This window comes from Streptomyces sp. JN8 (genome assembly GCF_055808075.1).
Map to the genome: position 1 here is coordinate 6507795 of NZ_CM147852.1, position 22723 is coordinate 6530517.

Genomic DNA, 22723 nt, shown 5'->3' on the forward strand with positions numbered 1-22723 from the left:
GCGGATCAGCCTTCCTGAAGGGTCGTGAGGCCGTGCTCGATGAAGACGGGGACGAGTTCGCCGATGCGGTCGAAGCCCGCGCCGACGGTCTGGCCGAGCGTCCAGCGGTAGTGGATGCCCTCCAGGATCACGGCGAGCTTGAACCAGGCGAAGGCGGTGTACCAGGCGAGCGCGGAGGTGTCGCGGCCCGAGCGGGCGGCGTAGCGCTCGACCAGTTCGGCGGCGGTCGGGTGCCCGGGTGCGGTGGCGGTGGTGGAGACGGGGGAGTCGGGCAGGTCGAGCGGCGTGCTGTACATGACGAGCAGGCCGAGGTCGGTCAGCGGGTCGCCGAGCGTCGACATCTCCCAGTCGAGGACGGCCCCGATGCGGTCGTCCTCGCCGATGAGGACGTTGTCGAGCCGGTAGTCCCCGTGGATCACGGTCGGCTCGGGCGAGCCGGGGAGCGCACGGCCGAGGGCGGCGTGCAGCTCGTCGATCCCGGCGAGCTCCCGTCCGCGCGAGGCGTCGAGCTGCTTGCCCCAGCGCCGCAGCTGCCGGTCGAGGAAGCCCTCGGGGCGCCCGAAGTCGGCGAGCCCGACGGACGCCGGATCCACGGCGTGCAGGTCGACGAGGGTGTCGACCAGTCCGAGCACGGCGGAGCGGGTGCGCTCGGGGCCGAGGGGGGCGAGCTCCGCCGCCGAGCGGTACGGCGTCCCGTCGACGAACTCCATGACGTAGAAGGGAGCTCCGAGCACGGAGTCGTCCTCGCAGAGCAGCAGCGTCTCCGGCACGGGCACGTCCGTGGCGTGCAGCGCGCTGATGACGCGGTGCTCGCGCCGCATGTCGTGCGCGGTGGCGAGGACGTGTCCCAGGGGCGGCCGGCGGACCACCCAGCGGCCGGCGCCGTCGGTCACGACGTACGTGAGGTTCGACCGGCCGCCTTCGATGAGCCGGGCTTCGAGGGGGCCGGACACCAGGCCGGGGCGCTCGCGGTCGAGGTGGCGGCGCAGCTGCTCGGGGTCGAGGCCTGGTGGCGGGGCGGAACTCATCGATGCGTACCTCCGGATCGGCTTCGGTCGGCGTTCATGATGACCGACCAGTCGGTATGTCGTCCAGAGGGGTGCCGTGAAACCGCCCCGCATCCTCTGGTCGTCGATCGCACCCCTGAATAGGGTTCACATATGGATGCGAAGCTGCTTGTCGATCACGTCCGGCCGACCCCGATCCTCATCGCCGACCCGCCCCTCCTCAACGTCCAGGGCGTTCACCAGCCCTATACGCCCCGGTTGGTGGTGGAGGTGGTCACCCGGGGCGGGGTGACCGGCCTGGGGGAGACGTACGGCGACGGCGCCTACCTGGACCTGGCCGGCCCGCTGGCCGAGACGTTGCCAGGACACGAGGTCACGGATGTGAACAGCCTCTTCGCGCTCGCCGAAACGCTCGACGGTGGGGCGGGCGGCGGAGCGGCCGACGAGGCCGGCGTCGACGCGGCCGGCCTGCGCGGGGTCCGTACCGCGGAGAAGCTCCGCCTCTCCGTCGTCTCGGCCTTCGAGACCGCCTTCCTCGACGCCCTCGGAAGGACCCTGGGGCTGCCCGTCCACGCCCTCCTCGGCGGCAAGGTCCGCGACTCCGTCGAGTACAGCGCCTACCTCTTCCACCGCTGGGCCACCCACCCCTCGTCCGGACCCGTCGACGACTGGGGCGCCGCCCTCGACCCCGCGGGCATCGTGGCCCAGGCCCGCCGCTTCGAGCGCCTCCACGGCTTCCGCTCGTTCAAGCTCAAGGGCGGGGTGTTCGCACCGGAGCGCGAGGTCGCCGCGATCGGCGCGCTCGCCGAGGAGTTCCCCGGCAGCCCGCTCCGCCTCGACCCCAACGGCGCCTGGTCCGTGGCGACCTCGCTCTCCGTCGCGCACGAGCTCCAGGACGTCCTGGAGTACCTGGAGGACCCGGCGTCCGGCACCGCGGCGATGGCCGAGGTCGCCGCCGGCACCCGCGTCCCGCTCGCCACCAACATGTGCGTGACCACCTTCGAGGAGGTCCCCGAGGCCTTCGCGAAGGGCGCCGTGGGGATCGTCCTCTGCGACCACCACTACTGGGGCGGACTCGGACGCACCCGCGAACTCGCCGCGCTCTGCCGGACGTACGGGGTCGGGCTCTCCATGCACTCCAACACCCACCTGGGGATCAGCCTCGCCGCCATGACGCAGGTCGCCGCGACCCTGCCCGGGCTCCGGCACGCCTGCGACACCCACTACCCGTGGCAGACCGAGGACGTGGTCACCGCCCGTCCCGTCTTCCGGGAGGGGCGGCTCGCCGTCTCCGACGCGCCCGGCCTCGGCATCGCACTCGACCGGGAGGCGCTCGCCGCCCTGCACCGCCGCTGGCTCGACGACGACGGCACCCTGCGGAACCGCGACGACGCGGCCGCCATGTGGGTGGCGGACCCGGGGTGGACCCAGGGCAGCTGGGAGACCCGCCGACCGGGGCCGGCGACCGACCCGCCACGCGCCCGCCTCGGGCCCGGCGGCCGGGCCCGAGCCGGGCGGCACCCGACCCGGAGGCCGGCCTCGCGCCTCCCGGCCACGCGCCTGGCCAGGGTTCGGCGGCCGGGCCCGCGACGGGCAGTCGGGCGACCAGGGGCGCGGCCGGGCGAGCCGGCGCCGCCCGCCGCTCCCACCCCGACCGTGCCGGGCTACGCGTGGCAGGCCACCGGCACCCCGCCGTTCATCACCGCCATGTCGCCGAAGACCGCCACCGGGTCGAGCGGCGACCCCTCCGGCAGGCCCGCCAGTTCCGCGTACGCCCGGTGCAGGTTCGCCACCAGGCGCTCGCTCTCCCGCCACGCGGCGAACTCGCCCAGCTCCGCCCGCCGCGCCGTCTCCAGCGGCGTCGCGCCCCGCGCGTGCCCCTCGGCCGCGAGCTCCCGCACCCAGAGCAGATACCGCTCGGTCGCGTCGTACGCCGAGGGGTCGGTCACCTGCCCGTGCCCCGGGACCACCGTCGGCGCGTCGAGCGAGCGCAGCACGTCGAGCGCCCGCAGCGACCCGGCCAGCGAACCCATCGGCAGGAACGGCGTCCCGCCGTGGAAGACCAGGTCGCCGGTGAAGACGACGCCCTGCTCGGGCAGGTGCACGATCGAGTCGCCCGTGGTGTGCGCGGGACCCGGGTGGACGACCCTGACCTCGATCCCGCCCACGTACAGCGTCAGCCGCTCGCGGTAGGTGACAGACGGCGCCACGATGTCGATCGCCCCGAAGTCCGTCTGCGGCCAGAGCAGATGGAGCTGGTGTCCGGCGGCGAGCTGCTCGCTCCGGCAGTTCTCGTGGCCGACGATCCGGGCCTCCGGCAGGAACACCCCGTTGCCGTAGGTGTGGTCGCCGTGGTGATGGGTGGAGACGATCGTCCCCGGCAGCGGGAGGCCCTCCGTGAGGACCGCGTCCCGCAGCAGCCGCGCCCGGCGCTCGGTGGCGGCGGTGTCGACGAGCAGCGTCTCGCGCGCGTCGCCGAGGAAGCCGGCGTTGTTCAGGCACCAGCCCCCGTCGGGCTGGAGGAAGGCGTGGACGTTCGGCGCGAGCGCGACCACACGGGGGGCGCGGGCGTCGAGGGCGGTGGTGGCAGGCACAGGGATTCCCCCGGTTGAGAGGCGTGAGAGCCCGATCGGACAGGGAGAGTCTCCCCGGTTGCGGGCGGACACCGCTGCGCGGAGGGTCGACACCATGAAGGCGATCAGCTACCGCCGGTACGGCGGCCCCGAGGTCCTGGAGTACGGAGAACTGCCCGACCCCAAGGTCGGACCCGACGCGGTGCTGGTCGCCGTGCGGGCCGCCGCGGTCAACCCGGTCGACTGGAAGTGCCAGGCGGGCTACCTCGACGGGATGATGGACGCGGTCTTCCCCGTGGTGCCCGGCTGGGACGTGTCCGGGGTGGTCGTCCGACCCGGCGTCTCCGTCACCGAGTTCGCCGAGGGCGACGAGGTCATGGGCTACGTCCGTGAGGACTTCCTCTCCCGGGGCACCTTCGCCGAGTACGTCGCCGCGCCCGTCCGCACCCTCGCCCGCAAGCCGCGCTCGGTGGGGTTCGAGGAGGCCGCCGCACTGCCGCTCGCCGGCCTCACCGCCTACCAGGCGCTCCGCGGGCCCCTCGCGGTCGGTCCCGGCGACACCGTCCTCGTGCACGCGGCGGCCGGCGGGGTCGGCTCGATGGGCGTGCAGATCGCCCGTCACCTCGGCTGCCGGGTCATCGGCGCGGCGCGCGAGGCCGGCCTGGAACGGGTCGCGCGGCTCGGCGCCGAGCCCGTCGTGTACGACGAGGCGCACTTCGCGGATCAGGTCCGCGCGCTCGCCCCGGAGGGCGTGGACGCGGTGCTCGACACCCTCGGCGGACCGTTCCTGCGGATCTCCGCCGGGCTGCTGGCGCCCGGCGGTCGGCTCGCCTCCATCGCCGACGGCGAGGTCCTCGCCCTCGGCGGCCGCTACTTCTGGGTCCGCCCCGACCCGGTCGACCTCGCGGCCCTCGCGGACCTGGTCGACGAGGGCGCGCTCACCGTCCGGGTGGCCAGGACGTTCCCCCTGGAGCAGGCCGCGGACGCGCAGCGGGCCAACGCGGCGGGCGGGCTGAACGGCAAGGTCGTCGTCACCGTCCCCTGAGCCGTCACCGTTCGGCCCCGTGCGTCACCGTCCCCTGAGCCGTCCCGGACCGGCCGGCTCCCCCTCGGACCGCGCGGCCCCGCGCCGGCGGGGCCGCTCACCAGATCAGCACCGCCCCGAACACCGCGAGCGCGATCGTGCAGCAGGCCGCGAGCAGCGCGCCCCGGTGGGAGAGGGGCTGCGGCCGGGCCGGGCTCAGGGAGCGGATCCGGCGGTGGGCGACGGCCAGGAAGCCGATCCACACCAGCGCCGACAGGGCGAGCCCGGTGAGGCCCGCGGCGGTGGTCTCGTCGCTCACGGCCAGTTTGACGGCGAGCACCGCCACCACCGTGCACGACAGGGTCGTACGCCGCCACGCGAGCCGGGTCCGTTCCGGCTGGAGCCCGGGATCACGCGCGTCGATCCCGGACGCGGACGCCGTCACCGCCCCGCCCAGCCGAAGAGCACGACCACGACCATCGCGACCGCCACCACGGCCACGACCAGGCTCAGCACCGCCGGGAAACGGGATCCGGGCAGGTCCTCGCCGCGCCGCATGGCCCGTTCGCAGCGCACCCAGTGGTTCACCGCCCGCAGCGCGCAGAGCACCCCGGCCGCGAGCAGGGCGAGCGCGAGCCCCACCCGGACGCCCCAGCGCAGGTCCGGCAGGAACTGGTCGACGGCGAAGCCGCCGCCCACCAGGGCGAGCGCGGTCCTGATCCAGGCCAGGAAGGTCCGCTCGTTGGCCAGGGAGAACCGGTAGTCGGGCGTCTCGCCCTCGTCCCGGATCCGCTGCGGCGCGAACCACAGGCGCACGCTCTGTACGAAATCGCTCACACGCGCACCCTAACGTTCGGATGATCCGACCGCCGGGCGCCGGGGGGCCACGGACCGCCCCGCCCCGCGCCCCTGACCTGCGCAGCCCGGACCGACGCCCTCCGGCCCCGGCCGACAGACCTGCACGCCCCGGACCTGTCATCCCCGGACCTGCGCAGCCCGGACCGACGCTCCCGCCCCCGGCCCGCGGGCTCAGCCCGAGAGGTGTCCGCCGCCCGCCGCCCCGTGCTCCCGCAGCCGCTCGTACGCCGCCAGCCCGTCCGGCACCCACGGCCAGTCGCCGAGCCGCTCCGCCAGCTCCGCCTCCGTCAGGAAGGCGTGCCAGGCGACCTCCTCCGCCTGCGGGTCCACCGGCAGCTCGCAGCGCACCTCGTAGACCGCCGACCACCACTTGCCGGCCACGCCCGCGGAGTCGTACAGAAAGGTCAGGACGGGCTCGGGCCGGGGCAGGCCCCGTACCCCCAGCTCCTCCTCGGCCTCGCGCAGCGCGGCCTCGTCGTAGGACTCGCCCGCGCCGACCACCCCGCCGACGAACATGTCGTACATCGACGGGAAGACCAGCTTCACGGGCGTCCTGCGGTGGACGAAGATCCGGCCCTCGGCGTCCCGGACCCGGACGAAGACGCAGCGGTGGATCAGGCCCCGCGCGTACACCTCCGCGCGCGGGGCCCGCCCGATCACCCGGTCCTGCTCGTCGACGACGTCGAGGATCTCTTCAGCGGCACTCATCCCGCCATCCAAGCAGCACGGGCCGGGTGCGGCGCGGGCCCGGGGCCGCGGAGGCGGGTCGCCGCGGGGTCACTGCCCCATGACGTACTTGACCGTCGGCCCGGTGGTCCAGCCGCCGTCCACCGCGAGCTCCGCGCCCGTCACGTACGAGGCGGCGTCCGACAGCAGGAAGACGACCGCGCCGGCGATCTCGTCGGCCTCGCCGACCCGGCCCATCGGCGTGTTCGGGTACCGGCCCGGGCCGCGCTCGATCCCGACCGCGGCCGTCATCGGGGTGTACGTCATGCCCGGGTGGACCGAGTTGACGCGGATGCCCGCCGTGCCGAGCTCCACCGCGCCGATCTTCGTCAGGCCCCGCACGCCCCACTTGGACGCGCCGTAGCCGGCGGTCAGCGCCAGGCCCATCAGGCCCGCGGCCGAGGAGATGTTCACGATGGAGCCCCCGCCGGAGGACTTCATCGCCGGTATCGCGGCCTTCATGCCGATGAAGACGCCGGTCAGGTTGATGTCGAGGACCTTGCGGAAGTGCTCGACGGACTCGCTCTCCAGGAGAGCGCCCGTGGAGATGCCCGCGTTGTTCACCAGGCCGTGCAGCCCGCCGAACTCCGCCACCGCGTACGCGACGGCCGCCGCCCACTCCTCCTCGGAGGTCACGTCGTGGTGCAGGAACCGCGCCCGCTCGCCGAGCGCCTCGGCGGTCGCCCGGCCGTCCTCGTCGAGCACGTCGGTGAGGACGACGTTCGCGCCGGCCGCGACCGCCTGCCGGGCGGCCTCCGCGCCCAGGCCGCGGGCGCCGCCGGTGATCAGCACGGTCCTGCCGGTGAGGTCGTTCATGGAAGATCCTTTCGGGGGAGGTGCGCCTGCTCCGGCTGTGCGGCACGCAGCAGGGCGGTGGTGGTCTCGACCAGATCGGCGAGGAAGAGCGCCTCACCGGTGAGGGGTTCGGTGCCGTCGAGGTACTGCCGGGCCCGGTCCGCCATCGCCGCGCCCACCAGGGTCAGCGCCAGATCGAGGCGCTCCAGGAGCAGCGGCCCCGGCAGCCCGTCCGCGCCCAGGCACTCCGCGATCCGCTCGATCAGGCGCCAGTAGCCGGTGCCGGCGAGCGTGGGGTGCGGGGTCCGGGCGCGGACCCCGCTCTCGTGGCTGAGCTGCGCGGAGATCCGCAGGCAGCGGCGGCCCCGGTCGGTGCGCAGCTCGCTCGCCTCGGCCGTGACGAGCGCGGCGACCAGCTCGTGCGGGGTGTCGGCCGCCGCCGCGAGGAGCGGGGCGAGCACGGCCTCCGTACGGGCCTGGCGGCCGGCCATCACGGCGTCGAGCAGTCCGGCGCGGGAGCCGAAGTGGTACTGCACGGCGGAGGGGTTGGCCTGTCCGGCCAGGCTCACGACGTCCCGCAGCTGCGCGCCGTGGACGCCCTGGGCGGCGAAGAGCTCCTCCGCCGCACGGATCAGTCTGTCCCGGGTCTCGGGACCCGATGTCCTTGCCATGCATTCATATTAATGCTCGACATTAGAAAACGGGAGGGGGTGCCGCGCGCGGCCCGCGCGGCGAAAAGGTTGACTCGATACATCCGTGTATCCAAGATGCGGTCCATGTCCTACGACGCAGATGTGATCGTGATCGGGGCGGGCCTCGCCGGCCTCGTCGCCACCGCCGAGCTGGTCGACGCCGGCCGCACCGTGATCCTCCTCGACCAGGAACCGGAGCAGTCCCTCGGCGGCCAGGCCCACTGGTCCTTCGGCGGCCTCTTCCTCGTCGACTCGCCCGAGCAGCGCAGGATGCGCGTCAAGGACAGCCACGCCCTGGCCCTCCAGGACTGGTACGGCACCGCCGGCTTCGACCGGACCGAGGACCGCTGGCCGCGGAAGTGGGCCGAGGCGTACGTCGACTTCGCCGCCGGCGAGAAGCGCTCCTGGCTCCACGCGCGCGGCGTGCGGTTCTTCCCCGTCGTCGGCTGGGCCGAGCGCGGCGGCTACGACGCCACCGGCCACGGCAACTCCGTCCCCCGCTTCCACATCACCTGGGGGACGGGCCCAGGCCTCGTCGCCCCCTTCGCGCGCAAGGTCCGCGAGGGCGCCGCCCGCGGCCTGGTCGACCTCCGCTTCCGGCACCGCGTCACCGGCCTCGGCCGCACGGCCGGGACGGTCGACACCGTGACCGGCGAGATCCTGGAACCCTCCGCGGCCGAGCGCGGCGCGGCCAGCAGCCGCACCGCCACCGGGGCCTTCGAGCTGCGCGCCCAGGCCGTGATCGTCACCTCCGGCGGCATCGGCGGCAACCACGAGCTGGTCCGCGCGCAGTGGCCCGACCGGCTCGGCACCCCGCCCGCGAAGCTGCTCTCCGGCGTCCCCGCCCACGTCGACGGCCTGATGCTCGGCATCGCCGAGAAGGCCGGCGCCAGCCACATCAACCGCGACCGGATGTGGCACTACACCGAGGGCATCGAGAACTGGAACCCCGTCTGGGCCAAGCACGGCATCCGGATCCTCCCCGGGCCGTCCTCGCTCTGGCTGGACGCGACCGGCAAGCGGCTCCCCGTCCCGCTCTTCCCGGGCTTCGACACCCTCGGCACCCTCGAACACATCATGCGGACCGGCCACGACCACACCTGGTTCGTCCTCGACAAGCGGATCATCGGCAAGGAGTTCGCCCTCTCCGGCTCCGAACAGAACCCCGACCTGACCGGCAAGTCGATCCGCGACGTCATCGGCCGGGCCCGCGCCGACGTCCCCGGCCCCGTCCAGGCGTTCATGGACAAGGGCGTCGACTTCGTCGTCGAGGACGACCTCTCCGCCCTCGTCCGCGGCATGAACCGGGTCACGGGCGAGGACCTCGTCGACGAGACGGCCCTGCGCCGCGAGATCAGCGCCCGCGACCGCGAGATCGCCAACCCCTTCACCAAGGACCTCCAGGTCACGGCGATCCACGGAGCCCGCAGGTACCTCGGCGACAAGCTCATCCGCACGGCCGCCCCGCACCGCATCCTGGACCCGAAGGCGGGCCCGCTGATCGCGGTCCGCCTCAACATCCTCACCCGCAAGTCCCTCGGCGGCCTGGAGACCGACCTGGACTCCCGCGTCCTGACGGAGGGCGGCGAGCCCCTGCCGGGCGTCTACGCGGCGGGTGAGGCGGCCGGCTTCGGCGGCGGAGGCGTCCACGGCTACCGCTCCCTCGAAGGCACCTTCCTCGGCGGCTGCATCTTCTCGGGCCGCGCGGCGGGCAGGGCGGCGGCGAAGGCGGTGAGCTGACGAGGGAGGCGGTGAGCTGACGGGGGAGGGCCCGCCGGGGCAAGATGACGGTGTGACAAGACGTGTAATGCTCATCGCCGTTGGCGGGTTCCTGGCCCTGGGCGGCCTGGCCGCCTTCCTCGTCCTCCAGGGTCTGGACGCCGCCGACAAGTGGAGCAGCGTCCTGAGTCTGTTCTTCACGGTGGCGGGCTTCGCACTGACCGCGTTCGGCCTGTTCAACCGCCCCGCCGCCCAGTCGGCGGACCGGGCCACGACCGGCGGATCGCTGCACCAGATCAGGAACGTCACCGGGGACGTGGTGATCAGGACCGGCGGCGGCACGGGCACCCCGCCCACCCCCGCCGGCGCCCCCACGGAGGGGCAGGGCGGCGGAACGCAGTCGGCCCACGGCGCCCGGACGGCGGGCGACCTGCACCAGATCGACGGGGTGGGCGGCTCGGTCCGCGTCGAACCGCCGACCTCCCCGACGCCGTGAAGGGCCTCTTCAAGCGCTGGACGGCACGCCAGTCGGCGCCGGGAGCCACCGTCCAGGGCCCCCTCACCCAGATCAGCGGCGTCCAGGGCAACGTCCACGTCACGCTCGCGCCCGTCCCGCCCCAGCCCGGACCGCCGGAGATCGAGTCGGCCCGTGAGGCCTACGCCACCCGCGTCCGCCAGCGCTACGGCCGTCTCGACCTGGAGGTCCTCACCCCTCTCCGGGAACAGGACGAGCGCCCGGTCCTGCACCTGCGGGACGTCTTCGTCCCCCAGTCCGTACGGGCCGACCCGCCGCCCGTGGAACTGCCCCAGGAACTCCTGCGCCGCCTCATGGACCCGGCCGAGGCCGAGCTGCACGACCTGCCGCCCGGCATCGACCGCGAGACCGTCGACCGCGTCCGCCGCGCCTACCGGGACCGGCCACCGCTGCCCGTTCTCGACGTCTTGGTCCGCCCCGAGCACGACCGGGTGGTCCTGCTCGGACACCCCGGCTCCGGCAAGTCCACCCTGGCCCGCTACCTGGCCCTCGTCCTCACCTCCCCCGAGCCGCCCCCCGGCCTCGCGGCACTGCACGGCACCCTCCCGCTGATCGTCGAACTCCGCGAGTACGCGCAGCCCGCCTGGCGCGAGCGGACCTTCGAGGACTTCCTGGCCCACCAGTACACGACGGAGGGCCTCGGCCTCCCGCCGGAGACGCTGACCGCGGTCCTGGCGGGGGAGGGCCCGTACCGCGCCCTCGTCCTCTTCGACGGCCTCGACGAGCTCTTCGAGAAGGACGTCAGGGACGCGGTCACCCGCCGCATCGCCGGCTTCGCCGCCCGCCACCCGCGGGCGAGGATCGTCGTCACCTCACGCGGCTACGGTTACCAGCGGGCCGTCCTGGACGGCGCGGGCTTCACCGACTTCATGCTCCAGGACCTCGACCGGGAACAGATCGGCGCGTTCGCGGAGCAGTGGTTCGCCCTGGCCTGCCCGGGCGACCCGGACCAGGCCCGGCGGCTGATCGAACGCGTCACGACGGCCGTCGACGCGTCGACCTCCGTCCGCGAGCTCGCGGGCAACCCCCTGATCCTCACGATCCTCGCCATCATCGGCCGCCGCCGCGAACTCCCGCGCGACCGGCGGACGGTGTACGAGCACGCCGTCGACGTCCTGGTGGAGCACTGGGACCCCAGCAAGTACCTCAGGGACCGGCAGGTCGAGGAACACCTCCCGTACCTCGGCCCCGAGGACAAGCGCGAACTCCTGCGGCTCATCGCGCGGCAGATGCAGGAGGGCCACGGCGGCATCTCCGGCAACCACATAGCGGGCCCGGACCTCTTGAAGAGCTTCGAGGAGTACCTGAGGGACCGCTACGCCCTCCCACCGGACCGCGCGGCGACGGCGGCCCGCGTGATGCTGGACCAGTTCCGCCACCGCAACTTCGTCCTCAGCCGCTACGGCGGCGAGATCTACGGCTTCGTCCACCGCACGTTCCTGGAGTACCTGGCGGCGACGGACCTGGCCCACCGCTTCAACCACGAACGAAGCCTGTCGGAGGAGGACCTCCAGAACCTCTTCGCGGACAAGGTCCACGACCCGACGTGGCACGAGATCCTGCTGCTGCTGGTGGGGCTGCTGGACGAACGGTTCGTAGCGGGAATCCTTGACCGGCTGCTGGCGCCGCGGGCGATCGCGGTGCCGCTGGGCTCCCGCCGCGACGACGCGTTCGCCGAAGTGGCCTTCGTGGCCCGCTGTCTCGCCGAGGTACGCCGGCTGGGGGTGCTGGCCCCGCAGAGCGCGGCCACGGTCCGGACGGTGATCCGGCTCTTCGAGTGCGCCAGAGTGCTGGGCGTTGGCCTCTTCTACCCTTACGCACACGTGGAGTCCCTCGGCCCGGCGCTGGCGGCCCTCGGGGACGACTGGGCGGGCAGGGAGGCGTACGCACGCTGGCACGAGGTGTGGCGGCTCGACGAGGGGGCCTACGACGACTGGTCCCTCTCGCTGAACTCGACGGACCAGCTCGCCACGGACATCCTTCTGTGCCTCCGGGGCGGGGGAGCGCTGCCCCACGCCGCCCACCTCGCGCAGACCTTCCTGACCAGTGACGACATGATGGCGAGGCTCGGGGCCGCCCGCCTGCTCGTCCGCTCCACGGGCCGGGATCCGGCCACCATGGAGCTGGTGGGCCGTTGCCTGCGCGCGGGCCCGGACGCCGACGCGCGAGCGGCCCTCCTGGGACACCTGGCCGGCGCGGAGGACGTCGACCCGGACTGGGCGGCCCGAATCACCGTCGAGCAGCTGGCGGACGACGACCTGCGGGTGCGGGTCGCGGCACTCCAGTGTTTGCAGGACCGCCGGACCGACAGCCCCGAGGCACGTGCCGAGCTCGCCCGTCTGATCGACGACCCCGACCCCTACGTCCGCCGACAGGCCGTGCGCCCGCTCGTCGCGCACACCGAGGACGGGGCGCGGGCGTTGGAACTCCTGCGGGAGGCCCTTGCGGACCCCGACCCCGGACTTCGGGCCACGGCGCTGTCCGCCGTGGCGGCGCGGGCCGGCGACGAGCCGGCCGTCCGCGCCTTCGTCCAGGAGCGGATGAGAACCGACGAGAGCCCCGAGGTCGTGGCCGCGGCGATCAACGCCGTCCGGCAGATCGGCTCCGACGCCCCGGACGCCCACGCGCTCCTGCACGAGCTGTCCGCCCACCCGGACAGCGAGGTCCGCAGGGCGGCCCTCCGCTGTCTGGCCGAGGGCGTCGCCCTGGATCCGTCGGCCGTGGAACTGCTTTCTCACAGGTTGGCGCATGACGAGTCCCGCTGGGTCCGGGAGACCGCGCTCCGGCTCTATGTGACGCACGTCGCGGACGACGCGGCCGTCAGAGGTGTCCTGCTCGACCGGGTGCGGAACGATCCGATTTCCTCGGTCCAGAACCAGGCTCTGAACGGGCTCGTGGAGCTGGACCGCGAGCTCGCCCGGGACCTGGTCGTCGACCGGGCCCGGACCCACCCCGACGAGGGAGGCCGGGAGGTGGCCTTCTTCCACCTGCTGACCACGTACGGAGACGACGCCGAGGCGGCGCGCCTGGTCTTCGGCCAGGCCGTGCACGCCGAGGACGGCGGCATACGGTTCGCGGCCCTGGACAGTCTCCGGGCGCTGAGCTCCGGTCCCGAGCTCGCCGCCGTCGCCCATGACCGCTTCGTCCACGACACCGATCCGTCGGTGCGGCTCATCGCCCTCCGCATCCTCGCCGACCTCCGTCGCGACGACCCCGCGCTCCTCCCGCTCGTCCGCCGGGCGACCGGGTCCGAGGACCAGAGGATCCGCGACCTCGCCGAAGCGCTGCTCATTGTCCTCGCCCCTCAGTCCCCCTGAGCCGCCTTCAGCCGCTCCACCACCTTGAACCACTCCACGACCAGCACCGTCTCCTCGTCCACCACGAACTCCGGGTCGCCGAGCGCCTCGCGCATCTCCTCGCCGTGCCAGAAGCTCTCGTGGCCCGCGCGCCACTCCGCGACCGAGCGATAGCCCTCGCCCTCGCCGAGCGCGAGCCGCAGGTCCGCGTCGCCCAGGGGCAAAACCTCCACCTCCGTGACCTCCACGACCGCCACCTCGCGACCGTCCGAGTCGATGAGCGCCGAGCGTTCGCCCGCCTCCGGCAGTTCCTCGTTCTCGACCTCGTACTCCACGAGGAGCCCCGTCGTGGCGGTCTTCTCGCCGGAGAGCACCGCCGCGACGAGCCGGTCCCGCAGGGGGCCGGGGTAGGCGAGGAGGAAGGGCTTGAGCGCGTGGGGGCCGGTCATGGCCGACAGTCTGTCAGCCACGACCGGCCCCCGAGCCGTGTCGGACGCGCCGGCTACAGCACCAGCGACAGCAGCAGCACGAACACGATGCCCACGACCGAGATGATCGTCTCCATCACCGACCAGGTCTTCACCGTCTGCCCGACGGTCATGCCGAAGTACTCCTTCACCAGCCAGAACCCGGCGTCGTTGACGTGGCTGAAGAAGAGCGAACCCGCGCCGATGGCCAGGACGAGCAGGGCCGCCTCGGTCGTCGACATGCCCTCCGCCAGCGGGGCCACGAGGCCCGCGGCCGAGATCGTCGCCACCGTCGCGGAGCCCGTCGCCAGCCGGATCGCGACCGCGATCAGCCAGGCGAGCAGCAGGGCGGGGATGGACCAGTCCTCGGAGAACTCCAGGATCATCTGACCGACGCCGATGTCGATCAGGGTCTGCTTGAAGCCGCCGCCCGCGCCGACGATCAGCAGCACGCCGGCGATCGGGGCGAGGGACTTCTCGACGGTCGAGGACAGCCGCTCCTTGCTGAAGCCGGCGGCGCGGCCCAGCGTGAACAGCGCGACTATGACGGCCGCGAGCAGGGCGATCAGCGGGGAGCCGATGACGTCCGTGACCTTCTGGACGCCGTTCTCCGGGTCGTCGACGACGATGTCGACGAGCGCCTTCACCAGCATCAGGACGACGGGCAGCATCACGGTCGCGACGGTGACGCCGAAGCCGGGGCGCTTCTCGAGGTCCTCGGAGGGGCGCACCGGGATCATGTTCTCGGGGGCCGGGATGTCCACCCAGCGGGCCGCGTACCGGGAGAAGACCGGGCCGGCGATGATCACGGTCGGAATCGCCACGACGAGACCGAGGGCGAGGGTGACGCCCAGGTTGGCGCCGACGGCGTCGATCGCGACGAGCGGGCCGGGGTGCGGCGGGATCAGGCCGTGCATCACGGAGAGGCCGGCGAGGGCCGGGATGCCGATCCGCATCAGCGAGTAGTTGCCGCGCTTGGCGACGAGCAGCACCACCGGGATCAGCAGCACGATGCCGACCTCGAAGAAGAGCGGCAGACCGATCACCGAGGCGATCAGGACCATGGCCCACGGCATGGCCCGCCCGCTCGCCCTGGCGAGGATGGTGTCGACGATCTGGTCGGCGCCGCCCGAGTCCGCGAGCAGCTTGCCGAGGATCGCGCCGAGGGCGATCAGGACGCCCACGCCGGCGACGGTGTTGCCGAGGCCGGTGGTGAAGGACTTGATGGTGTCCGCGAGCGGCGCACCGGCGAACGCGCCGAGGGCGAGCGACCCGATGGTCAGCGCCAGGAACGCGTGCAGCTTGAACTTGGTGATGAGCAGGACGATGACGGCGATGCCGGCGAGGACGGCGATGCCGAGCTGGGCGTTGCCTGCCGAGGTGATCGGTTCGGCGGCGTCCGCTGCCAGGATCTCGACGCTGAGACTGGTCACGGTGGTGTCCTTCGTACGAGCGGGGGCGGGGGAGCGGGGCTGGGACGGCGGGGGAGCGGGGCTGGGACGGCGGGGGAGCGGGGGATCAGCCGGCGAGGCCGCGCAGCGCGGCCGCGGCCCGGGCGGCGATCTCCTCGGGGGTGCCGGACACGTCGACGGCGACACCGGCCTCGTCCTGCTGCAGCGGCTGCAGGGTGGCGAACTGGGAGTCGAGGAGGGCCGTCGGCATGAAGTGGCCCCTGCGGGCCGCCATGCGCTGCTCGATCAGCTCCCGGTCGCCGGTCAGATGGAGGAAGACGACACCGGGGGCGGCGGCGCGGAGCCGGTCCCGGTAGCCGCGCTTCAGCGCGGAGCTGCTCACCACGCCGCCGAGCCCGGCCCGGTCGTGCGCCCAGGCGCCGATGGCGTCCAGCCAGGGCTCGCGGTCGCGGTCGTCCAGGGGGGTGCCCGCCGACATCTTGGCCACGTTCGCCGCCGGGTGGAAGTCGTCGCCTTCGGCGTAGGGGAGCCCGAGGGCCTCCGCGACCAGCGGACCGATCGTGGTCTTGCCGGTCCCGGCGACGCCCATCACGACGATGACGGCCCGCGTCCCAGGCCGGAGGGTGGAGTTCATGGGTACTGCCTCGCTGTCTTCTTCGACATCGATCCGTCGCGCCCATGAAACCCATTGGGTACGACGTATTCAAGAAGCTGTGACATAAAAGTAGTACTTTTAATCGCGGGGATTGATCGAGGTGATCGTCCCCGCGGGCGCGCATAGGCTTGTCGCCATGACGACACCGGCCCAGGGGCTCCACTCGCACGTCCTCGCCACCCTGGGTCTCGCGATCACCGCGGGGGAGTACCCGCCCGGCACCGTGCTCCGCACCGACGAGCTCGCCCAGCGCTTCGACGTGTCCCGGACCGTGGTCCGCGAGGTCGTCCGCGTCCTGGAGTCCATGCACCTCGTCGAGTCCCGCCGCCGCGTCGGCGTGACCGTCCTCCCGACCGCCAGCTGGAACGTGTACGACCCCCAGGTCATCCGCTGGCGGCTGGCCGGCGCCGACCGCCCCCGCCAGCTCCGCTCGCTCACCGTGCTCCGCTCGGCCGTCGAGCCCGTCGCCGCCGGCCTGGCCGCCGAGAACGCCACCCCCGAGCAGTGCCGCGAACTCACCGAGCACGCCCTCGGCATGGTCGCCACCTCCCGCGGCCGCCGCCTGGAGGAGTACCTCGTCCACGACATCGCCTTCCACCGGGTCGTGCTCAACGCCTCGGGGAACGAGATGTTCGCCCGCCTCGGCGACGTCGTCGCCGAGGTCCTCACCGGCCGCACCCATCACCACGTGATGTTCGAGGACCCCGACCCGGCCGCCGTCACCCTCCACGTGCAGGTCGCCGAGGCCGTCCGGGAGCGGGACGCGGCCCGCGCCGAGGAGCTCACCCGGCAGATCGCGGTCGGCGCCCTCCAGGAGCTGGACGTCCTCGCCCCCTGAGGGGTGTCGGCGAACCCCGCCCGAACGCCCCTCCACCGTGCCGTAAAGCGCCGGTAAAGCTCTGAACTAGCTCAAATATGGGCGTTCAGTGACATGGGCCACAGTCAGCTGCCGCACCTTGCCGTGAGGATGTGCGCTGGCCGTGCCGGGGACACCCCCCACCAGGCACGGCCGGGTACCGCACAGCCCCCTCACGAAGGCGAACCAGTCCATGAGTGACCGCGTCATCGCGGCCGACCCGCTGTCCGCCGCCAAGGCGAACCCGGCCGCCCCCCACGTCGACGCCGGCGACGCCGGATACCGCAAGGACCTCAAGTCCCGCCACATCAACATGATCGCCATCGGCGGCGCGATCGGCACCGGCCTCTTCCTGGGCGCCGGCGGCCGGATGGCCCAGGCGGGCCCCTCCCTCTTCATCGCGTACGCGGTCTGCGGCGTCTTCGCCTTCTTCGTCGTGCGGGCCCTCGGCGAGCTCGTGCTCTACCGCCCCTCGTCCGGCGCCTTCGTCTCCTACGCCCGCGAGTTCATGGGCGAGAAGGGCGCCTACACGGCCGGCTGGCTGTACTTCCTCAACTGGTCGACCACCGCCGTCGCCGACATCACCGCGGCCGCGACCTACGCCCACTTCTGGTCGATGTTCAGCGACGTCCCGCAGTGGATCCTCGCGCTGATCGCCCTCGCGGTCGTCCTCGCCGCCAACCTCATCTCCGTGAAGTACTTCGGCGAGATGGAGTTCTGGTTCGCGATCATCAAGGTGGGCGCCCTCGTCGCCTTCATGCTGGTCGGCATCTTCCTCATCGTGACCTCGCACGACGTCGGCGGCAGCACCCCGGGCCTCGCGAACATCACCGACAACGGCGGCATCTTCCCCAACGGCATGATGCCGATGCTGCTGCTCATCCAGGGCGTCGTGTTCGCCTACGCCTCCGTCGAGCTGTGCGGCGTCGCCGCCGGCGAGACCGAGAACCCCGAGAAGATCATGCCGAAGGCGATCAACTCGATCATGTGGCGCGTGGGCCTCTTCTACGTCGGCTCCGTCGTCCTGCTCGCGCTGATCCTCCCGTACACCGCGTACTCCGGCGACCAGAGCCCCTTCGTCACCGTCTTCGACAAGCTGGGCATCCCCGGCGCCGCCGGCGTGATGAACCTCGTCGTCCTCACGGCCGCCCTCTCCAGCCTCAACTCGGGCCTCTACTCCACCGGCCGCATCCTGCGCTCCATGTCGCTCTCCGGCTCCGCGCCGAAGTTCACCGGCGTCATGAACAAGGGCGGCGTCCCCTACGGCGGCATCCTGCTCACGGCCGCCTTCGGCGTCATGGGCGTCGCGCTCAACTACGTGATGCCCGGCGAGGCCTTCGAACTGGTCCTCAACTTCGCCTCCATCGGCATCATCGGCACCTGGGCCATGATCATGGTCTGCTCGCTCCTGTTCTGGCGCAACGCCCAGGAGGGCCGTCTGAACCGCCCCGGCTACAAGCTGCCCTGGGCCCCGTACACCCAGATCGTGACCCTGGTCTTCCTCGGCTCCGTCCTCGTCCTCATGTGGATGGACGGCGGCATCAGCCGCACCACCGTCAACTGCCTCCCGCTCATCGCGGCCGCCCTCGTCGCCGGCTGGTTCCTGGTCCGCAAGCGGGTCCGCGCGACCGCCGCGGCCACCCGCGACTGACCCTCCCCCACGGGAACGGCGAGACCCCCGCAGGCACGGCCTGCGGGGGTCTCGCCTTTTGTCAGGAGATAGTGGTACGCAAGAGCCTTACAAGATCCGGTCGGAGGAAGGGAAGTTCGCGATGCCGCAGCACGTCCAGGGGGTCATCGCCCCCGGCAGGAACGAACCGGTACGCGTCGAGACGATCGTGATCCCCGATCCCGGCCCCGGCGAGGCCGTCGTGAAGATCCAGGCCTGTGGCGTCTGCCACACCGATCTCCACTACAAGCAGGGTGCGATCAACGACGAGTTCCCCTTCCTGCTCGGCCACGAGGCCGCCGGAATCGTCGAGACCGTCGGCGAGGGCGTCACCGACGTCGAGCCCGGCGACTTCGTGATCCTCAACTGGCGCGCCGTGTGCGGCCAGTGCCGGGCCTGTCTGCGCGGCCGCCCCTGGTACTGCTTCGACACCCACAACGCCGCGCAGCGGATGACCCTCCTCGACGGCACCGAGCTGTCCCCGGCCCTCGGCATCGGCGCCTTCGCCGAGAAGACCCTCGTCGCCTCCGGCCAGTGCACCAAGGTCGACCCCGCCGTCGCCCCCGAGGTCGCGGGCCTCCTCGGCTGCGGCGTCATGGCCGGCATCGGCGCCGCGATCAACACCGGCGAGGTCGGCCGCGGCGACACCGTCGCCGTCATCGGCTGCGGAGGCGTCGGCGACGCGGCGATCGTCGGCTCCCGCCTCGCCGGAGCCGCGAAGATCATCGCCGTGGACATCGACGACCGGAAGCTGGAGACGGCGCGCACGATGGGCGCCACCCACGCCGTCAACTCCCGCTCCACCGACCCCGTCGAGGCGATCCGCGAGCTCACCGGCGGCTTCGGCGCCGACGTGGTCATCGAGGCCGTCGGCCGCCCCGAGACCTACCAGCAGGCCTTCTACGCCCGGGACCTCGCCGGTACCGTCGTCCTCGTCGGCGTCCCCACCCCCGAGATGAAGCTCGAACTCCCCCTCCTCGACGTCTTCGGCCGCGGCGGCTCGCTCAAGTCCTCCTGGTACGGGGACTGCCTGCCCTCCCGCGACTTCCCGATGCTCGTCGACCTGCACCAGCAGGGCCGCATCGACCTCTCCGCCTTCGTCACCGAGACCATCGGACTCGACGACGTCGAGAAGGCCTTCGGCCGCATGCACGAGGGCGACGTCCTGCGCTCGGTGGTGGTCTTCTGATGGCCGCCCGCATCGACCACGTCGTCACCTCCGGAACCTTCAGCCTCGACGGCGGCACCTGGGACGTCGACAACAACGTCTGGATCGTCGGCGACGACACCGAGGCGATCGTCATCGACGCCGCCCACGGCGCCGAGGCCATCCTCGCCGCCCTCGACGGCCGCGCCCTGCGCGCCATCGTCTGCACCCACGCCCACAACGACCACATCGACGCGGCCCCGGCGCTCGCGGCCGCCACCGGCGCCCGCATCCTGCTGCACCCCGCCGACCAGCCGCTGTGGAAGCAGACCCACCCCGACCACAGCCCCGACGGCGACCTCGCCGACGGCCAGGTCCTCACCATCGCCGGCACCGACCTCACGGTCCTGCACACCCCCGGCCACGCCCCCGGCGGCATCTGCCTGTACGCCCCCGACCTGGGCACGGTCTTCACCGGCGACACCCTCTTCCAGGGCGGCCCCGGCGCCACCGGCCGGTCCTTCTCGGACTTCCCGACGATCGTCGACTCGATCCGCGGGAAGCTCCTCACCCTCCCGCCGGAGACGGTGGTCCGCACCGGTCACGGCGACAGCACCACGATCGGAGCCGAGGCCCCCCACCTCCAGGAGTGGATCAACCGAGGCCACTGAGGGCCAGCCGGCTCCCGAACCGCCTCGGCGCACCCGTGAACGGGTCGGTGAACTCCAGCGTCCGCGCCAGCAGCTGCAGCGGACGCCGGAAGTCCTCCGGCCCGTCCTCACGCACCACCGGATAGACCGGATCGTGCAGGATCGGCAGCCCGAGCGCGTTCATGTGCACCCGCAGCTGGTGCGTCCGCCCGGTCTCCGGCACCAGCCGGTACAGACCGAGCCCGCCCCGCCGCTCCACGAGCGCGATCCGGCTCTCGCTGTTCGGCTCGCCCGGCACCTCCCGGGCGGCCATCACCCCGCGCTCCTTCTCGATCCGGCTCCGCACCGTCACCGGCAGCGCCACCGCCGGGTCGTACGGCGCCACCGCGGCGTACTCCTTGCGCACCAGCCGGTCACGGAACAGCGTCTGGTACGCCCCCCGGTCCTCCGGCCGTACGACGCACAGCACCAGGCCCGCCGTGAGCCGGTCGAGCCGGTGCGCGGGCTGGAGCCGCGGCAGGTCCAGCTCCCGCCGCAGCCGCGCCAGCACGGTCTCCGTGACGTGCCGGCCCCGCGGCATGGTGGCGAGGAAGTGCGGCTTGTCCGCGACGACGATCCGCTCGTCCCGGTACACCACCCCGACCGGGAACGGCACGGGCTCCTCCGCGGGGAAGTCCCGGTGGAACCAGACGTACCGGCCCGCGGTGTACGGGTCGTCCGCGGCGACCGGCCCGTCGACCCCGACGAACCGCCCCGCGCCGAGCATCTCCTCGACCCGCCCGGCCCCGACGGCCGCCCCGTACCGGTGGAGCAGGTGCTCCCGCACGGTCGCCCAGGCACCGTCCGGATCCTCCGGCAGCCGCAGCCGCACGGGATCGACCCCGTCCCGCTGCGGCAGCGGCGCCACCGGCGCCTTCGCTCTCCCTCTCACCGTTCCGCCTCGTGACCGCAGGTACACGTACGCATGCGGAAAGTCCCGGTCGATGAGATCGACCGGGACTTCCGTGTGGTGTCCGAGGGGGGACTTGAACCCCCACGCCCGATAAAGGGCACTAGCACCTCAAGCTAGCGCGTCTGCCATTCCGCCACCCGGACAAGGTGTCTGCCGTCCTGGCCGCTGGGCCCTTCCGACGAGGAAAACCATAGCAAACATTCGGGGTGGCGGATCACCACCCCGGGTGGCCCCCGTCATGTGACAGCCGCATGTCGGCCGGGGGCCGCCCTTGGGCGGGAAGGGGGGCGCGCGGGAGGATGGAGCGAGGACCGAAGCAACCACGTGGGGCACGTAGTGGGAGGAAGCAGCGTGAGCGAGTCGAACACGAGCCGGAACGGCGCGGCCGGGACCGCCGAGAACGAGGTCGTGGACCTCTGTCGCGACCTCATCCGCATCGACACCAGCAACTACGGGGACCACTCCGGGCCCGGCGAGCGCGCGGCGGCGGAGTACATCGCCGAGAAGCTCGCGGAGGTCGGGCTCGAACCGCAGATCATCGAGTCGCACAAGGGGCGGGCCTCCACCGTCGCCCGCATCGAGGGCGAGGACCCCTCGCGGCCCGCCCTGCTCATCCACGGCCACACCGACGTCGTCCCGGCCAACGCCGAGGACTGGACCCACCACCCCTTCTCCGGGGAGATCGCCGACGGCTGCGTCTGGGGCCGCGGGGCCGTCGACATGAAGGACATGGACGCGATGACCCTCGCGGTCGTCCGGGACCGGCTGCGCAGCGGCCGCAAGCCCCCGCGCGACATCGTCCTCGCCTTCCTCGCCGACGAGGAGGCCGGCGGCACCTACGGCGCCCGGCACCTGGTCGACAAGCACCGCGACCTCTTCGACGGGGTCGACGAGGCGATCGGCGAGGTCGGCGGCTTCTCCTTCACGGTGAACGAGAACCTGCGGCTCTACCTGGTCGAGACCGCCCAGAAGGGCATGCACTGGATGCGCCTGACCGTCGAGGGCACGGCCGGCCACGGCTCGATGACCAACGACGACAACGCCATCACCGAGCTGTGCGAGGCCGTCGGCCGCCTCGGCCGCCACCAGTGGCCGGTGCGGGTCACCAAGACCGTGCGCTCGTTCCTGGACGAGCTCTCCGACGCCCTGGGCACCCCCCTCGACCCCGAGGACATGGACGGCACCCTCGCCAAGCTCGGCGGCATCGCCAAGATGGTCGGCGCCACCCTGCGGAACTCGGCCGCCCCGACGATGCTGGGCGCCGGCTACAAGGTGAACGTCATCCCCGGCCAGGCCACCGCGCACGTCGACGGCCGCTTCCTGCCCGGTTACGAGCAGGAGTTCCTCGCCGACCTCGACCGGATCCTCGGGCCGAACGTGAAGCGCGAGGACGTGCACGGCGACAAGGCCCTGGAGACCAGCTTCGACGGAGCCCTGGTCGACGCCATGCAGCTGGCGCTGCGCGCCGAGGACCCGATCGCCCGGGCCGTGCCGTACATGCTCTCTGGCGGCACCGACGCGAAGTCCTTCGACGACCTCGGCATCCGCTGCTTCGGCTTCGCCCCGCTCCAGCTGCCCCCGGAGCTCGACTTCGCCGGCATGTTCCACGGGGTGGACGAGCGGGTCCCGGTGGAGGGCCTGAAGTTCGGCGCCCGGGTCCTGGACCGTTTCATCGACGCCTGCTGAATTC

20 protein-coding genes, 1 tRNA gene and 1 pseudogene are annotated in these 22723 nt (G+C 72.7%); 10 read left to right on the top strand and 12 right to left on the bottom strand.

Annotated features, from left to right (window positions below; translation table 11 throughout):
• Positions 1–5: 5 nt before the first annotated feature.
• Complete coding sequence (locus ACY0MR_RS28720) at positions 6–1028, bottom strand: phosphotransferase family protein (protein WP_392865309.1); 1023 nt, start codon at positions 1026–1028, stop codon at positions 6–8.
• Positions 1029–1160: 132 nt separating this feature from the next.
• Here ACY0MR_RS28720 and ACY0MR_RS28725 point away from each other — a divergent pair.
• Positions 1161–2432 (top strand): annotated as a pseudogene (locus tag ACY0MR_RS28725) (enolase C-terminal domain-like protein); the annotation flags it as partial.
• A 239-nt stretch (positions 2433–2671) separates the two neighbouring features.
• Here ACY0MR_RS28725 and ACY0MR_RS28730 read toward each other — a convergent pair.
• Positions 2672–3607, bottom strand: a complete 936-nt coding sequence (locus tag ACY0MR_RS28730) for an MBL fold metallo-hydrolase (RefSeq protein WP_473561911.1) — start codon at positions 3605–3607, stop codon at positions 2672–2674.
• A gap of 88 nt (positions 3608–3695) precedes the next feature.
• Here ACY0MR_RS28730 and ACY0MR_RS28735 point away from each other — a divergent pair, with 88 nt between their 5' ends.
• On the top strand, positions 3696–4625 hold the full coding sequence (locus ACY0MR_RS28735) for an NADP-dependent oxidoreductase (protein WP_361856851.1): 930 nt from the start codon (positions 3696–3698) through the stop codon (positions 4623–4625).
• A gap of 97 nt (positions 4626–4722) precedes the next feature.
• Here ACY0MR_RS28735 and ACY0MR_RS28740 read toward each other — a convergent pair whose 3' ends face one another.
• The 5 genes from ACY0MR_RS28740 to ACY0MR_RS28760 all read right to left on the bottom strand — a co-directional run bounded on the left by ACY0MR_RS28740 (position 4723) and on the right by ACY0MR_RS28760 (position 7654).
• Positions 4723–5049, bottom strand: a complete 327-nt coding sequence (locus ACY0MR_RS28740; RefSeq protein ID WP_361856848.1) for a DUF202 domain-containing protein — start codon at positions 5047–5049, stop codon at positions 4723–4725.
• Positions 5046–5441, bottom strand: a complete 396-nt coding sequence (locus ACY0MR_RS28745; protein WP_361856845.1) for a YidH family protein — start codon at positions 5439–5441, stop codon at positions 5046–5048. Before ACY0MR_RS28745 ends, ACY0MR_RS28740 begins: the two co-directional genes overlap by 4 nt.
• A gap of 192 nt (positions 5442–5633) precedes the next feature.
• Positions 5634–6170, bottom strand: a complete 537-nt coding sequence (locus tag ACY0MR_RS28750; protein WP_388804468.1) for an NUDIX domain-containing protein — start codon at positions 6168–6170, stop codon at positions 5634–5636.
• 69 nt (positions 6171–6239) lie between these two features.
• Positions 6240–7004 carry a glucose 1-dehydrogenase gene (locus ACY0MR_RS28755; protein ID WP_392046754.1) on the bottom strand — a complete coding sequence of 255 codons (765 nt, stop codon included), beginning with the start codon at positions 7002–7004 and terminating at the stop codon, positions 6240–6242.
• The gene (locus ACY0MR_RS28760) at positions 7001–7654 is read right to left on the bottom strand and encodes a TetR/AcrR family transcriptional regulator (RefSeq protein ID WP_388804474.1); all 654 of its coding nucleotides are present in this window, start codon (positions 7652–7654) and stop codon (positions 7001–7003) included. Before ACY0MR_RS28760 ends, ACY0MR_RS28755 begins: the two co-directional genes overlap by 4 nt.
• A gap of 105 nt (positions 7655–7759) precedes the next feature.
• Between ACY0MR_RS28760 and ACY0MR_RS28765 the strand changes: the two genes are divergently transcribed.
• From ACY0MR_RS28765 to ACY0MR_RS28775, 3 genes are read left to right on the top strand one after another with little or no spacing between them, the layout of a single operon-like run.
• The gene (locus tag ACY0MR_RS28765) at positions 7760–9415 is read left to right on the top strand and encodes an FAD-binding dehydrogenase (RefSeq protein WP_451059752.1); all 1656 of its coding nucleotides are present in this window, start codon (positions 7760–7762) and stop codon (positions 9413–9415) included.
• Positions 9416–9467: 52 nt separating this feature from the next.
• Positions 9468–9890, top strand: a complete 423-nt coding sequence (locus ACY0MR_RS28770) for a hypothetical protein (protein WP_473556162.1) — start codon at positions 9468–9470, stop codon at positions 9888–9890.
• Positions 9887–13246, top strand: a complete 3360-nt coding sequence (locus ACY0MR_RS28775) for an NACHT domain-containing protein (RefSeq protein WP_473556163.1) — start codon at positions 9887–9889, stop codon at positions 13244–13246. Before ACY0MR_RS28770 ends, ACY0MR_RS28775 begins: the two co-directional genes overlap by 4 nt.
• Here ACY0MR_RS28775 and ACY0MR_RS28780 read toward each other — a convergent pair.
• The 3 genes from ACY0MR_RS28780 to ACY0MR_RS28790 form a co-directional block, all read right to left on the bottom strand.
• On the bottom strand, positions 13234–13674 hold the full coding sequence (locus ACY0MR_RS28780) for an ASCH domain-containing protein (protein ID WP_388804486.1): 441 nt from the start codon (positions 13672–13674) through the stop codon (positions 13234–13236). The two genes, ACY0MR_RS28775 and ACY0MR_RS28780, sit on opposite strands and share 13 nt — an antisense overlap.
• Positions 13675–13727: 53 nt before the next feature.
• Positions 13728–15125 (bottom strand): GntT/GntP/DsdX family permease, encoded by a 1398-nt coding sequence (locus ACY0MR_RS28785; protein WP_388804489.1) that lies wholly within the window; start codon positions 15123–15125, stop codon positions 13728–13730.
• A gap of 85 nt (positions 15126–15210) precedes the next feature.
• Positions 15211–15738: a gluconokinase gene (locus tag ACY0MR_RS28790; RefSeq protein ID WP_473556167.1), complete on the bottom strand. Its 528-nt coding sequence runs from the start codon at positions 15736–15738 to the stop codon at positions 15211–15213.
• A gap of 157 nt (positions 15739–15895) precedes the next feature.
• On the opposite strand from ACY0MR_RS28790, the gene ACY0MR_RS28795 reads away from it, so the two are divergent.
• The 4 genes from ACY0MR_RS28795 (at position 15896) to ACY0MR_RS28810 (ending at position 20102) form a co-directional block, all read left to right on the top strand.
• Positions 15896–16597 carry a FadR/GntR family transcriptional regulator gene (locus ACY0MR_RS28795; protein ID WP_055603653.1) on the top strand — a complete coding sequence of 234 codons (702 nt, stop codon included), beginning with the start codon at positions 15896–15898 and terminating at the stop codon, positions 16595–16597.
• 211 nt (positions 16598–16808) lie between these two features.
• Complete coding sequence (locus ACY0MR_RS28800; protein WP_361856820.1) at positions 16809–18266, top strand: amino acid permease; 1458 nt, start codon at positions 16809–16811, stop codon at positions 18264–18266.
• Between the two features lie 121 nt (positions 18267–18387).
• Positions 18388–19473: an S-(hydroxymethyl)mycothiol dehydrogenase gene (locus ACY0MR_RS28805; RefSeq protein ID WP_388804497.1), complete on the top strand. Its 1086-nt coding sequence runs from the start codon at positions 18388–18390 to the stop codon at positions 19471–19473.
• Complete coding sequence (locus tag ACY0MR_RS28810) at positions 19473–20102, top strand: MBL fold metallo-hydrolase (protein ID WP_473556171.1); 630 nt, start codon at positions 19473–19475, stop codon at positions 20100–20102. The genes ACY0MR_RS28805 and ACY0MR_RS28810 overlap by 1 nt, the downstream gene beginning before the upstream one ends.
• On the opposite strand, the gene ACY0MR_RS28815 is transcribed toward ACY0MR_RS28810, so the two are convergent.
• Positions 20086–21012 (bottom strand): pseudouridine synthase, encoded by a 927-nt coding sequence (locus tag ACY0MR_RS28815; RefSeq protein ID WP_388804503.1) that lies wholly within the window; start codon positions 21010–21012, stop codon positions 20086–20088. The two genes, ACY0MR_RS28810 and ACY0MR_RS28815, sit on opposite strands and share 17 nt — an antisense overlap.
• A 76-nt stretch (positions 21013–21088) precedes the next feature.
• Positions 21089–21176, bottom strand: a tRNA-Leu gene (locus tag ACY0MR_RS28820).
• 208 nt (positions 21177–21384) lie between these two features.
• Here ACY0MR_RS28820 and ACY0MR_RS28825 point away from each other — a divergent pair.
• Positions 21385–22719 (top strand): M20/M25/M40 family metallo-hydrolase, encoded by a 1335-nt coding sequence (locus ACY0MR_RS28825; protein ID WP_361863032.1) that lies wholly within the window; start codon positions 21385–21387, stop codon positions 22717–22719.
• Positions 22720–22723: the final 4 nt, after the last annotated feature.